The 11690-nt window shown below is 71.1% G+C and carries 18 protein-coding genes; 7 read left to right on the top strand and 11 right to left on the bottom strand.

The genetic code is table 11. The annotated features are described in order from the left end of the window. Positions 1–129 precede the first annotated feature (129 nt). The 7 genes from ACGFNU_RS27895 to ACGFNU_RS27865 all read right to left on the bottom strand — a co-directional run bounded on the left by ACGFNU_RS27895 (position 130) and on the right by ACGFNU_RS27865 (position 3459). Positions 130–408, bottom strand: a complete 279-nt coding sequence (locus ACGFNU_RS27895) for a DUF6412 domain-containing protein (protein ID WP_392598216.1) — start codon at positions 406–408, stop codon at positions 130–132. Positions 409–472: 64 nt separating this feature from the next. Next, a complete protein-coding gene (locus ACGFNU_RS27890) occupies positions 473–865 on the bottom strand; it encodes a hypothetical protein (RefSeq protein WP_392598214.1) in 393 nt (130 codons plus the stop codon). A gap of 183 nt (positions 866–1048) precedes the next feature. After that, on the bottom strand, positions 1049–1210 hold the full coding sequence (locus ACGFNU_RS27885) for a hypothetical protein (RefSeq protein WP_392598212.1): 162 nt from the start codon (positions 1208–1210) through the stop codon (positions 1049–1051). Beyond that, complete coding sequence (locus tag ACGFNU_RS27880; protein WP_392598211.1) at positions 1198–1758, bottom strand: hypothetical protein; 561 nt, start codon at positions 1756–1758, stop codon at positions 1198–1200. The genes ACGFNU_RS27885 and ACGFNU_RS27880 overlap by 13 nt, the downstream gene beginning before the upstream one ends. Beyond that, a complete protein-coding gene (locus ACGFNU_RS27875) occupies positions 1755–2237 on the bottom strand; it encodes a hypothetical protein (RefSeq protein ID WP_392598210.1) in 483 nt (160 codons plus the stop codon). The genes ACGFNU_RS27880 and ACGFNU_RS27875 overlap by 4 nt, the downstream gene beginning before the upstream one ends. After that, positions 2234–2767, bottom strand: a complete 534-nt coding sequence (locus ACGFNU_RS27870; RefSeq protein ID WP_392598208.1) for a MauE/DoxX family redox-associated membrane protein — start codon at positions 2765–2767, stop codon at positions 2234–2236. The genes ACGFNU_RS27875 and ACGFNU_RS27870 overlap by 4 nt, the downstream gene beginning before the upstream one ends. Then, positions 2764–3459: a hypothetical protein gene (locus tag ACGFNU_RS27865; RefSeq protein ID WP_392598206.1), complete on the bottom strand. Its 696-nt coding sequence runs from the start codon at positions 3457–3459 to the stop codon at positions 2764–2766. Before ACGFNU_RS27865 ends, ACGFNU_RS27870 begins: the two co-directional genes overlap by 4 nt. Before the next feature lie 243 nt (positions 3460–3702). Here ACGFNU_RS27865 and dut point away from each other — a divergent pair, with 243 nt between their 5' ends. The 4 genes from dut to ACGFNU_RS27845 all read left to right on the top strand — a co-directional run bounded on the left by dut (position 3703) and on the right by ACGFNU_RS27845 (position 6145). Next, complete coding sequence (gene dut / locus ACGFNU_RS27860) at positions 3703–4176, top strand: dUTP diphosphatase (RefSeq protein ID WP_392598203.1); 474 nt, start codon at positions 3703–3705, stop codon at positions 4174–4176. A 3-nt stretch (positions 4177–4179) separates the two neighbouring features. After that, on the top strand, positions 4180–5004 hold the full coding sequence (locus ACGFNU_RS27855; protein WP_392598202.1) for a DUF3710 domain-containing protein: 825 nt from the start codon (positions 4180–4182) through the stop codon (positions 5002–5004). 122 nt (positions 5005–5126) lie between these two features. Further along, positions 5127–5840 carry an AzlC family ABC transporter permease gene (locus ACGFNU_RS27850; RefSeq protein ID WP_392598200.1) on the top strand — a complete coding sequence of 238 codons (714 nt, stop codon included), beginning with the start codon at positions 5127–5129 and terminating at the stop codon, positions 5838–5840. Continuing rightward, complete coding sequence (locus ACGFNU_RS27845) at positions 5837–6145, top strand: AzlD domain-containing protein (RefSeq protein WP_392598198.1); 309 nt, start codon at positions 5837–5839, stop codon at positions 6143–6145. The genes ACGFNU_RS27850 and ACGFNU_RS27845 overlap by 4 nt, the downstream gene beginning before the upstream one ends. A gap of 153 nt (positions 6146–6298) precedes the next feature. Here ACGFNU_RS27845 and ACGFNU_RS27840 read toward each other — a convergent pair whose 3' ends face one another. After that, complete coding sequence (locus tag ACGFNU_RS27840; RefSeq protein ID WP_392598196.1) at positions 6299–6997, bottom strand: PIG-L deacetylase family protein; 699 nt, start codon at positions 6995–6997, stop codon at positions 6299–6301. A gap of 202 nt (positions 6998–7199) precedes the next feature. Between ACGFNU_RS27840 and ACGFNU_RS27835 the strand changes: the two genes are divergently transcribed. Both ACGFNU_RS27835 and ACGFNU_RS27830 read left to right on the top strand, forming a co-directional pair. After that, positions 7200–7643 (top strand): hypothetical protein, encoded by a 444-nt coding sequence (locus ACGFNU_RS27835; RefSeq protein ID WP_392598194.1) that lies wholly within the window; start codon positions 7200–7202, stop codon positions 7641–7643. Positions 7644–7759: 116 nt separating this feature from the next. Continuing rightward, entirely contained in the window at positions 7760–9037 is a 1278-nt protein-coding gene (locus tag ACGFNU_RS27830; RefSeq protein ID WP_392598192.1) for an ArsB/NhaD family transporter, read from the top strand. Here the strand turns inward: ACGFNU_RS27830 and ACGFNU_RS27825 are convergent. Genes ACGFNU_RS27825 through ACGFNU_RS27815 form a run of 3 tightly spaced genes read right to left on the bottom strand, consistent with a single transcriptional unit; the run spans position 9034 to position 11108 of the window. Beyond that, a complete protein-coding gene (locus ACGFNU_RS27825) occupies positions 9034–9375 on the bottom strand; it encodes an ArsR/SmtB family transcription factor (protein WP_392598191.1) in 342 nt (113 codons plus the stop codon). The two genes, ACGFNU_RS27830 and ACGFNU_RS27825, sit on opposite strands and share 4 nt — an antisense overlap. Positions 9376–9421: 46 nt before the next feature. Next, the gene (locus tag ACGFNU_RS27820; RefSeq protein ID WP_392598190.1) at positions 9422–10216 is read right to left on the bottom strand and encodes an ABC transporter permease subunit; all 795 of its coding nucleotides are present in this window, start codon (positions 10214–10216) and stop codon (positions 9422–9424) included. After that, positions 10206–11108 carry an ABC transporter ATP-binding protein gene (locus ACGFNU_RS27815; protein ID WP_392598189.1) on the bottom strand — a complete coding sequence of 301 codons (903 nt, stop codon included), beginning with the start codon at positions 11106–11108 and terminating at the stop codon, positions 10206–10208. Before ACGFNU_RS27815 ends, ACGFNU_RS27820 begins: the two co-directional genes overlap by 11 nt. 88 nt (positions 11109–11196) lie before the next feature. Between ACGFNU_RS27815 and ACGFNU_RS27810 the strand changes: the two genes are divergently transcribed. After that, positions 11197–11652 carry a GbsR/MarR family transcriptional regulator gene (locus tag ACGFNU_RS27810; RefSeq protein WP_392598187.1) on the top strand — a complete coding sequence of 152 codons (456 nt, stop codon included), beginning with the start codon at positions 11197–11199 and terminating at the stop codon, positions 11650–11652. Positions 11653–11690 lie beyond the last annotated feature (38 nt).

The raw sequence follows: 11690 nt of genomic DNA, 5'->3' as shown, positions 1-11690 counted from the left end.
CGCCGGTATGAAAGACACCGGCGGATTAGGCGGTCACGATGCGGCGGTGGAGGACGGCGCGTTCGGCCGCCGTCCACGCCGTGGTGGTGAGCAGGTAGACGCCGGCGGCGAGGAGGACGAACGCCGCCATCACGACGGTGCCGAACGGGAGCAGGGGGTGATCTTCGTGCCGGGGGCTCGGGGGCGGGGACGGCCCGGCGCGTCGGGGTCGCGCTGCGGCAGGAAGGCCGTGCGCAGGGTGCGTTCGCGGAGTGTCGTCCGGATCGCGGACGGGCGTGCCTGGTGGCGGGCCGCGAGTACCTGTGCGGCGGCCAGGAGGAGCAGGGCCGCTACGGTGACCGCCGCCAGGGTGACGAGGACGCTGGTGGGATCGGCCATGCCGAGGAGCCGCAGCAGCGCGGCGATCATCAGCGGCCAGAGCGCGGGTCCTCCTCGTGAAGGTTGACGGGCGAGGTGCTCCGGAGGTTCCCGGTCAGGGGATCGAAAGGACGGCCAGGGCGGTGACGGTCGTCAGGGCGGTGGTGTTCTTGATCCAGGTCATGCGGGCGGCGATCGTGGCGGCGCGGTCGGGGTCGCGTGACCAGAGGGTGAGCGCCGCGCTGAGGGCACGGCCTGCGCCGAACGCGGTTCCTGCCAGGATCGTCGGGAGTAGACCTTGGTGGCTGAGCAGGAGACCTAGGGCCAGAACGTACGGGGTGCTCGCCGAGACGTAGGTGCGGACGCCGGTGCCCAGCTCGAAGCCGAATTGCAGCGAGCCGCGCCGCAGCCGGAGTTGGAGCACCTCCTGCGGGATCTGCCGGGCGTTCTGCGGCAGCGGGATGGTCACCAGGCCGAGTTCGCGGGCGGCGCCGAGGGCGGCGATCACGATGATCAGGGCCGTCCGGGCGGCGGGGGGCAGCGGCGCGGCCAGGCCGGACAGCAGCCAGACGACCAGGGCGCTGAGACTGCCCCCGAGCAGCAGCCCGAGGGAGAAGACGGCAAGGACCTCGCCCTGCCGTACCTGGGCTCGCCAACCTGGCGAGAAGAGGACGGCCTCCGAGTTACGCGTTCAAACCGAGCCCGACAGCGCGAAACCCGCCAGCGCGCCGACCGACGCCCAGCACAGGACCGTCGCCTCCAGCGCGGCGGCCGCGACCGCGAGCAGCGCCAGGCCGATGACTGGAAGCAGTGGTTCGGTGAACGCGGAGCGCGCCCTCGTCAGTTGCGGCACCGGGTGGCCTTCCGGCAGATCGTCTTGTACCAGCTGCCGCGGCTGGACTTCTTCCACCCGTCGTGACAACGCCACGTGACCCCGCGACGGCAGTTGCCGCAGCGCTTCGAGTAGGCCCAGAGCCAGCCGTCCCAGCCTCCGCCGTAGCACTGGTTGGGGCGGAGCCTGTATTGGCCGGGGTGAGATCTGCCGGACTTGTGGTAGCCCTTGTACTTCCCGGACGTACGGCAGCACGTCGGGCACACGACGCTCGGGCCGCAGCCGGGAGAGCAGTTGTGGTTGGCCGCGTAGGAGGGGCAGCGGCCATAGATCTGGTAGCCGCCGCCGAGGCTGTATCCGGCGGCGAGCGCCTGCCGTGCCTGCGGGAAGACTCCGAGCATGGTCAGCCCCAGCGACGCGCCCGTGGCGGCCAGACCGCGCAGGACGTTGCGGCGGGCCGGTCCGGTGTCGTGCGATCCGCTCGGCGCGCGGCGGCGGACCCGTTCGGCACCCTCCGGCCGCGGGCCGCGCAGCGGCGGGATGTCTTCCAGTCGCAACGTTCTGGTCATCGGGTCACCTCCGTGTCACCTAGCAAACCCGTGTCACCCAGCAGCTCGCGCAGCGCCTCGGTGGAGCCCACCGGCTCGGCGGCGCGCACCCGGCCGCGCGCGTCGACGAGGACGGCGAACGGTGTGGCAGGGACCGCGTAGTCGTCGAAGAGCCCGTCCCGCTCGTTCGCGAGGACGGTGACCCCGGGCGCCGCCGGGGCGGCATGCGCGAAGATCGCGTGCACGGGGCGGCCCAGCGTCCCGGCCGCGTCGAGCACCTCCGCGCAGACCCCGCAGTCGACGTCCAGGAAGAGCAGCAGGCCGGGCCCGAGCCGGTCGAAGCCGGGGGCGCGGGTGCCCGGCGCGAGGCCGAGCGGGCTCTCCCCGGCTCGCGGGCCCTGGTTCAGCGCGTGCACCTGCCGGACGAGCCCGGCGACGACGAGGGCGAGCAGCACGATCGCCGCCCACGAGAGCAGCAGGGCGCTGGTCTGGAAGCTCACCGGGCCGTGCCTCCTTCGTAGCTCATGGACTCCGGCAGGATCCACGAGATCACTGTGAACGCCACGCCGGCGGCGCAGCACACGAAGACCTCGGAGGGGCGCAACTCCTGTGGCGGGCCGACGGCGGCCCCCGCCAGGGCGATGAGGCCGAGGATTCCCGCCCGTGCTGCGACCCAGCCCGTCATCGGCGTTTCGATGCCCGCGCAGCCGCAGGGCACGCCGTGCGGCCGCGTCCGCGTCACGTACGCCGAATACAGCGCGTAGAGGGTCAGCAGCGCCGCCGCGGACGCCATCGCCACGCGCAGGAGGACCGGCTCCCACCGGACCAGGCCGACGATCACCGCGCCGAGCAGGACGGCCTCCGTCGCGCTCACCAGTCTCGCGACCACGACCGCCAGGCCGCGGGGGACCGTGCGGTGCGCGCGCAGCGCGGCGGCGAGCAGGCCCGGCCGCGCGACCTGCCCGGCCAGGGAGCCGAGCAGCACGAGCGGAACGGTCACCAGGGCGACCCCGGCCGGCAGGGCGCTCATCCGCGGACCGCCTCGACCGACAGCCCGGCGAGCCGGTCCGGCACGGCGCCGACGTACTCGTCGTCCGGCAGCACGGTGACCAGCAGGGAACGTGTGGCCAGCAGGAAGTAGGGCCCCTGGCCGTCGATGTCGTCGCGGAAGAGCTCGCCGCCCGCCACCTTCGCGCCCCGCCACTTCGGCAGCCGCCGGCGGGTGGCCGCGGTCAGCGCGGTGATCTCCAGCAGGCCCACGCCCGGGACCTCCTTGACCAGCTCGGCGGGCTCGGGCCGGCGCACGCGGCGCCCGCGCGGCACCGCGACCACGCCGTCGTCGTGCTCGGCCAGGCGCAGCCCGGCGAAGAACGCCACCGCGTCGGCGGGGCGGCCGTGGTAGAGGTGCGTGAAGACCGCGTGCCGGTCGCCCTCCCAGACGGCCGCGAGCACCTGGTCGGCGACGCGGGTGTCCGGATCGGTGATCCGCGTGCGGCCGATCCGGAGGTGGCCGCCCTGCACCTTGAACTCGTGGCCGAACGCGCCCACCCCGAGGTCGGCGGCCCACGCGCGGGCGTCCGCGCGGGTGCCGCTGGAGATCTCGTGCAGGCGGTCGCCGGCGGCGATCCTGGCCACCGAGGTGTACGGATGGGATAGATCGTGCAAACCGGACAATCGAACCCGGATGCCGTCGAGGGACCGGTGGGTGACCTGACTTGGCATCGCCGTGACCTTTCGTACGGCATGTACGAGCAGTGACAGAAGTGACGCTACGCGCTCCAGTGCATCCGATCCGCTAAACATGCCGCATCCGGTCACCTTCGCCGAGCGGGTAAGGTCGCGGCGAGAAGAACGTGCCCCAGGGGCGCCCGGACTCTCCCACGGTGGCGTTTCAGGTCCGGCGACGGACCCGGGTCTCGGTAGGGTCGGGTGGCTTCTTCCGAGGCGGACCCGTGAGGTGAGCGTGTGAGCAAGGTGGATGTGCTGATCAAGCGCCTCGACCCGGAACTGCCGGTACCGTCGTACGCGCATGCCGGTGACGCGGGCGCCGATCTGGTCGCCGCCGCCGACGTCGAACTCCCGCCGGGAGAGCGCGCGGTGGTGCCGACCGGGGTCGCGATCGCGCTGCCGGACGGCTATGCCGCTTTCATTCACCCCCGGTCCGGTTTGGGCGCTAGGTTTGGGGTGACCATTGTCAATGCACCCGGTACGGTCGATGCCGGCTATCGGGGTGAGATCATGGTGACCCTGCTGAACACCGACCCCCGTGCCACGGTCAGGTTGCGGCGCGGCGATCGCATCGCGCAGATGGTCGTGCAGCGTGTGGAGCAGGCGGTGTTCCATGAGGTCGCCGAGCTTCCCGGATCGGCCCGCGGAGTCGATGGTTTCGGCTCCACGGGGGGATTCGCGGATAATGAGCACAGTGAAGAAGGAGCGTGAGTCGTGGCTTTTGGACGTCGCCGGCAGGCTGAGGAGCCCGCTACGGAGCCCGAGCTGACCGACGAGCAGGCGGACGAGACCGCCGGGGCCGAGGCCGGGGCTTCCGAGAGCGCCGCGCCGGGTGACGGCGGCCCGTGGGACTCCGAGGAGTCCTACCCCGAGTTGCAGCGTCTGGACTTCGGGTGCATGCAGGTCCCGGTCGCCCCCGGCCTTGGTTTCCAGGTCAACTTCGAGGCCACCGAGGTCGACGAGGAGGGCAACCCCCTCGACGGCCGGCCCGTCGCGGTCCTGGTGCAGTACGAGGAGAGCGCCATGCAGCTGCAGGCGTTCGCCGCTCCCAAGCGCAGCGGGATCTGGGAGGACGTCCGGCGCGAGACCGCCAAGGACATCGAGGAAGAGGCGCAGGGGCAGACCCAGGACGGTGAGGGCCCGTTCGGTCCCGAGCTGATCGCGATGGTCCCCGCGGCGCTGACCGAAGAGGTCCTCGCGGAGATGCCGGACGAGGTCAAGGAGCAGATCCCGGCCGAGTTCATCGAGCAGGGCTGGGCCCCCCAGCTGATCCGCTTCATCGGTGTCGACGGCCCGCGCTGGTTCCTCCAGGCCGTGGTGCAGGGCGCCGCGATCGAGGACGAGGAGCAGTGGCAGGTCCTCGAGGACGTCTTCCGCAACATCGTCGTGGTCCGCGACGAGTCGCCGATGCCGCCCCGCGACCTGCTGCCGCTGGAGATCCCCAAGGAGTTCTCCGAGGCGGGCGAGGAGGAGGACGAGGAGGCCGTCGAGACCTTCAACCCCTTCGAGCGCGGCCCGGAGATCACTGAAGTCCGCTGACCCGACGTCTCGCACGAGGCCGCCCACAGAATGTGGGCGGCCTTTTTGCATGTTCCGGGCAGAGAGGGAAGGATGAGAACCTAACCACCTAACAGCGATAGACGGTTACGGAGGTCTCGCCCATGTCCGCGACGCTGCGAGCCGGGGCCCGCCGGGCCGTCCCGGTGTTCCCCGCGACCCTGACGCTCGGGGTCTCGTTCGGCGTGCTGGCCGCGCCCATCATCGGCGGGGCCGCCGCCGTGGTGATGTCCGCGATCGTGTTCGCGGGCGGATCGCAGTTCGCCGCGGTGGGGGTGCTGGCGGGCGGGGGCGGGGCGTTCGCCGCGACCGGTGCGGGACTGCTGATGAACGCGCGCTTCCTGCCGATGGGTTTCGGCTTCGCGCCCGCGTTCCGGGGCGGCCGGCTCTGGCGGGCGGCACAGGGGCAGGCGATCGTGGACGCGGGGCTCGTCCTGGCCCGCAAGGACGACGGCGCCTACGACCGGAACCTGCTCTTCGGCTCCACCGCGGTGCAGTTCGTCGGCTGGGTCGGCGGCACGGCGCTGGGCGTCCTCGTCGGCAACACGCTGCCCGATCCGGACGCGTTCGGGATCGATGGGATCTTCCCCGCGTTCTACATCGCGCTGCTCGGCGGCGAGCTGCGCGGCACCCGGGCGCGGATCGCCGCCCTCCTGGCCGTGGGGGTCGTCCTCGCGGGCGCGTCCTTCCTGCCGCCGGGCGTCCCGGTGATCGCCGCGTCCGCCGTCGCCCTGATCGGACTCATCCCCGGCCGCGACCGGAACGAGCCCCCCGACCCGGGGGACGGCGAGCCGACGAAGGAAGAGGTGGCCAAATGACCGTGTGGCTGACCATCGCGCTGCTGACCGTGGGCACGTTCGTCATCAAGGGCGCCGGGCCCGCGGCCCTCGGACGCCGCGAGCTGCCGTCCTGGGCGCTCCCCGTGATCGTCCTGCTGCCCGCGGTGCTGCTGTCGGCCCTGGTCGCCTACGACACGTTCGGCGGCACCGAGGGTTTCCACGTCGACGCCAAGCTCGCCGGAGTGGGCGCCGCAATCGCCGCGGTCGCCCTCAAGGCCCCGATGATCGTCGTGCTGGTCGCCGCCGCCGTGGCCACCGCACTGGCGCGGCTGATAGTGGCCTGAGTCACATTTGGGCCTTGCCGGACGGCCCCGGCGGGTGCTCAATCGAGCCATGTCGAAGCGCACCCGCAAACGCCGTGGCCGCAAGCGCAACAAGTCCAACAAGGGCCGGCGGCCGACCGCCAGGCACTGAGGTCCGTCCGCCGTCCGCCGGAGTCAGAGCTCGATCAGCTCGAACGTGACGGCGTGGGTCACGCCCTCCACCTGGTCAGAGGCCATCTCGGTGAGGAAGGCCGCGGGGTCGAACCCGTCGCCCAGGTTCTCGAAGTAGACCTTGTGGGCCTGGAGCGAGGCGATGCCCGCGTCCAGCTGGCCGGTGACGTCCACGTAGTGCGCGGCCTGCGGCGACGCGCCGAACAGCGCGAACCGAACGCCCTGCCACGGCTCCAGTTCGAGGTCGCGGAACACCCAGCGGTTGGCCGCGTCCCGGACGGCGTCGGCCACGGCCAGGCCCAGCACCCGGTGATCGGCCATGTTGAAGCCGGCGCCGCCGGGCCAGGTCTCGCGGAAGTTGATCGAGACGACCACCTCGGGCCGGTGGCGCCGGATCGCCCCCGCGAGCAGGCGCCGCAGCGGCAACCCGTACTCCAGCACGCCGTCCGCCAGGTCGAGGAACTCGACCGTGTCGACGCCGACCCGCCGGGCCGCCTCGATCTGCTCCCGGGTCCGGACGGCCCGCACGTCGTCCGGGTCCATGGAGTCGATCCCCGCCTCGCCGCGCGTGGCGAGCACCTGGACCACGGTCTTGCCCTGCGCGGTCCACCTGGCGACCGCCGCCGACGCCCCGTACTCCAGATCGTCGGGATGCGCCACGATCGCCAGCGCCCGCTGCCAGTCCTCCGGTACCACGTCCATGGCCCCATTCTCGCCGATCTTGCGTCCCGGCCGCCCGGCCGCCCTGCGAGGGGACAGTGTCCGCGGCACCCTTTCCGTGGCGCCGGGGATAGACTCGGGTGCCGGGACGACCAGCGAGCCGTTCGGAATTCGGGCGCGGTGCGGCGTTGTGTGAGAGCCTTTTCGAAGGCTGCTCGGGTCGGGGGGATTCGGAGACGCCGCCATGAATGAGCAAGCCCAGGCACTCGCACTCGCTGATCTTGGCCAGGCACTGCTCGCCTGCCTGGACGGACACTCGACGGGTGTGGTCGCGACGCATCAGCTGCTGGAGATCGCCCATGAGAGCCGTGAGATAGCCCAGCGGGTCATCCTGCACAGCGCGGGGGCGGCCCCGATCGCCTGGGAGCGCAGGCAGCTCCTCGCCGAGATGGCCCTGAGGCTCGCACTCAACATCGAGTACGCGGCCGAGGGATGCAAGACCTGCGTCCCCGCGCACGGCGTCGTGGGCACCGGCGACGACGCGGCGTGCACCACCACTCGCGACGCCCTCCGCAACACCACGGTCATCGTGTTGTCGGTGCTCAACGCCGCTCACTTCGCAGAGGATCGTCTCCGCGCCGCCAGGGTGGCCCAACGGCCCTCTCCCCGGCTGTCCGCCCTGTCCTGACGCGGATGTCGGGAGGCGGGCCTGCGACGCTGGATGCGGCGTCGGAATCCCGTTAAAGTCGGGACCGGTGAGCCGGGAAGTCTGGTCGGCACGTCCGCCGCCGACCAGGAGGAACCTTGATCGCCGCAATCGTGATCTTCGTGATCGCCTACGTGCTGATCGCGTCGGAACGGATCCACCGGACCGCGGTCGCCCTCGGCGGCGCGGCCCTGATGCTGCTGCTGCACATCACCGACGCCGAGGCCGCGTTCTTCACCGAGGCGACCGGGATCGACTGGAACGTCATCTTCCTGCTGCTGGGCATGATGGTGATCGTTTCGGTGCTGCGGCAGACCGGCCTGTTCGAGTTCCTGGCGATCCGGACGGCCAAGGCGGCGCGGGGCCGGCCGTACGGCCTCATGGTGCGGCTCGTCGTCATCACCGCGGCCGCGTCGGCGCTGCTCGACAACGTGACGACCGTGCTCCTGGTCGCGCCGGTCACCTTCCTCGTGTGCGACCGGCTGGCCCTGCCCCCCGCGCCGTACCTCATCGCCGAGGTGATGGCGTCCAACATCGGCGGCACCGCCACCCTCATCGGCGATCCGCCCAACATCATCATCGCGAGCCGTGCCGGCCTGTCGTTCAACGACTTCCTGGTCCACCTCACCCCGTTCGTGGTCGTGCTGACGGTGGTCTTCTGCCTGCTGTGCCGGGTGCTCTTCCGGTCCGCCTTCCGGTACGACCCCGAGCTCGCCGAGAAGGTCCTGGCGCTGGACGAACGCGAGGCGATCAAGGACGGGCGGCTGCTCGTCCACGGGCTGGCCGTGCTGGGGCTGGTGATCGTCGCGTTCGTGCTGCATCCGGTGCTGCACTACGAGCCGTCCGTCGTCGCGCTGCTGGGCGCGGGGCTGCTGGTCGCCACCACCAGGGTCACCACCGAGCAGGCGCTGGACGAGGTGGAGTGGCCCACCCTGGTCTTCTTCGCCGGCCTGTTCGTCATGGTCGGCGGCCTGGTCGAGGCCGGTGTGATCGGTGACGTCTCCCGGGCCGCGGCCGACGCCTCGGAGGGACGGCTGGGCTTCGCCACGATGGTCATGCTGTGGGGGTCGGCCGGGCTCTCGGCGATCGTGGACAACATCCCGTACGTCGCCACCATGAGCCCCATCGTCGCCGACCTCGCCCAGCAGCACGGCGGCGGTGAGGCGGACGTGCTGTGGTGGGCGCTCGCGCTGGGCGCCGACCTGGGCGGCAACGCCACCGCCATCGGTGCCAGTGCCAACGTGGTCGTCCTCGGCATCGCCGCCCGCAACGGGACGCCCATCAGCTTCTGGCAGTTCACCAAGTACGGGCTGGTCGTCACTCTGGTGTCGGTGGCCCTGGCGACGCCCTATCTGTGGCTGCGCTACCTCATCTAAAGCGAGCGGCCCATGAGCTCGACGAGCTGGGCGATGCGTTCCTCGTCGCGCTTGTAGTGCGTCCACTTGCCGACGCGGGTGGAGCGCACCAGCCCGGCGCGCTGCAACGAGGCCATGTAGGCGGAGACGGTCGACTGCGCGAGCCCGGTCTTGGCCTGGATGTGGCTGACGCACACGCCGACCTCGTGCGGGTCGGCGATCCCCTCGTGCACGGGGAAGTGGGCCTCGGGGTCGCGCAACCACTGGAGCAGCTGGAGCCGCACAGGGTTGGCGAGCGCCTTGAACGCCTCGAGCAGCTGCTCGGAGGCGTTGAAGGAGGTCTCGGTGGGAGTGCTCATGGCTGAACGCGAGTCTACGACCATTCGGGAAAGACCGGTCACGTGGTCAGGCGGCGATGTCCCGGCGGTTGAACGTCCAGGTTCCGGCCGTGACGAGGATCAGCGAGATGGCGGCGAGGATCGCCAAGTGGCCCCACTGGAAGCCGTTCTTCAACGGCTCGCCGCCGATGTAGTAGTAGAACGGCGAGACCTTCCGCAGCCAGCCGGCGCTGATCACCGGGGCGAAGCTGTTGACGGCGTAGGCGAGGACGCCCGCGCCGCCGGTGACCCCGAAGACCAGGGCGCGGCCCCTGCTGAAAGCGGCGCCCAAGGCGATGGCGAGTGCCCCGAAGGTGATCGAGAGCAGCGCCAGGCTCAGGCATTGGGCGGTGAACTGCGCGGGGGTGATGGCGTCCAGTTCGGCGCCGCCGCGGATGGCGAGCATGGACAGCAGGACCACGCCCGCGATGAGGACCGAGCCGGTGGCGAGGGCGGCGAAGCGCTGGAGGAGGAGGCGGGTGCGGCCCAGCGGGTGGGCCAGCAGCAGGTCCAGATAGCCGCTCTCCTCGTCCGCCGAGATCATCCGTGCGCCGGTGGCCGCACCGTAGAACATCACGAGGAGCGGCACGAGGATGCCGAACGGGCTCGACTGCAGGTAGCCGGCCGCCGAGGTGAGGTCGTCCAGGTTGAACGCCTCGCGCATCGACGCGGGCATGCCGTCGGCCGCGTCCGCCAGGGAGCCGCCGCTGATCTGGGGATAGAAGCCGGAGTACATCAGCGCGACCAGCGTGGTGGCCGTGATCCAGGCGACGAGCACCCGGCGGTTGTCCCAGAGGGTCTTGGTGAAGGCGTTACGCGGCATGGCCGGGCTCCTCGCCGTTGTAGTAGGTGAAGAAGAGGTCTTCGAGGTCGGCGCCCTCGACGCTGAGCCGGCGGACGGTGTACCGGGCGGCGGCCTTGATCAGGGGATCGGGGTCGCCGTCGACGCGGCAGGCGAGGGTCGTTCCGTCGACCGTCAGGCCGGTGACCCCGGGCAGTTCGAACTCCCGCGGGTCGACCTGCTCCGCGAAGGTGATCCGGACTCGGAGGTAGGAGCGGGACCGCAGTTCGGCCACGGTGTCGAGGGCGACCAGCCGGCCCTCCCGGATGATCGCGACGCGGTCGGCGACGGCCTCGACCTCGCTCATGATGTGCGACGACATGAAGACCGTCTGCCCGGCGGCCTTGGCCTCGCGGACCAGGTCGAGGAACGTCTGCTGCACCAGCGGGTCGAGCCCGGAGGTCGGCTCGTCCAGGATCAGCAGCTCGGGACGGTGCATGAACGCCTGGACGAGCCCGACCTTCTGCCGGTTGCCCTTGGACAGGCTCTTGATCCGTGCGTGCGTGTCGAGCTGGAGGCGTTCGGCCAGCTCGTCGATCCGGGTTTGCGGCACGCCGCCGCGCAGGTCGCCGAGGAAGGCCAGGCACTCAGAGACCTTCTGCCTGCCGTCGACCACGAAGTCACCGGCCAGGTAACCGATCCGTCGGTGCAGCTCGACGGCGTCTGCCCGGGGGTCGAGGCCGAGCACCCGGACGGTGCCGCCCGTGGGCCGGATCAGGTCCAGCAGCAGGCGGATCGTCGTGGACTTCCCGGCGCCGTTCGGGCCGAGGTAGCCGAACACCTCGCCCTCGTCCACCTGGAGGGAGAGCCCCGCGAGGCCACGCCGGGACCCGTAGGTCTTGGAGAGCTCCTGGAGCTCGATCGCCGCGTTCATGGCCTGAACGATATCAGAGACTTCAGAGATTCCTGAAAACTCTGAGCTGCTAAACTTCTCTGCGTACATCGGGATGGGGGGTGTGACCATGGCGGACACGAGTGCGGCGGCGGAGCAGCTTGCCTTGGTCGTGGCGCAGGCGGGGATGCAGAAGTCGGCGGCGCGGGTGATGGCGGCGTTCCTGTTCGCGGAGGAGGACAGCGTCACGGCGGGGGAGCTGAGCGAGCGGCTCGGGATCAGCTCGGGCGGCGTGTCCGGAGCGATCAAGATGCTCACCCAGGCGGGGCTCATCGAGCGCGTCCCGGCGCCGGGCAGCCGCCGCGAGCACTACCGCTTCCGCGACAACGCGTGGACGACGCTCTACACCAGCCAGAACGCGGTCCTGGACGCCTTCATGCGGGCTGCCGCCGACGGCCTGGACGTGGTCGGTGCGGACAGCCTCCCCGGCAGGCGGCTGACCCAGATGCAGGAGTTCTACGCGTACCTGCTCCAGGAGCTCCCCGCCCTCATCGAACGCTGGAAGGCCGAACGCGACGAAGCGTGACCCCTCCGGCCGGGGTGGGGTTTTGCCCACCTCGGTTG

The organism is Spirillospora sp. NPDC048911 (assembly GCF_043198015.1).
In the GTDB taxonomy this organism is placed as follows: domain Bacteria; phylum Actinomycetota; class Actinomycetes; order Streptosporangiales; family Streptosporangiaceae; genus Spirillospora.
The sequence above is the reverse complement of the archived record's forward strand: the minus strand, read 5'-3'. Positions and strand labels throughout refer to the sequence as shown.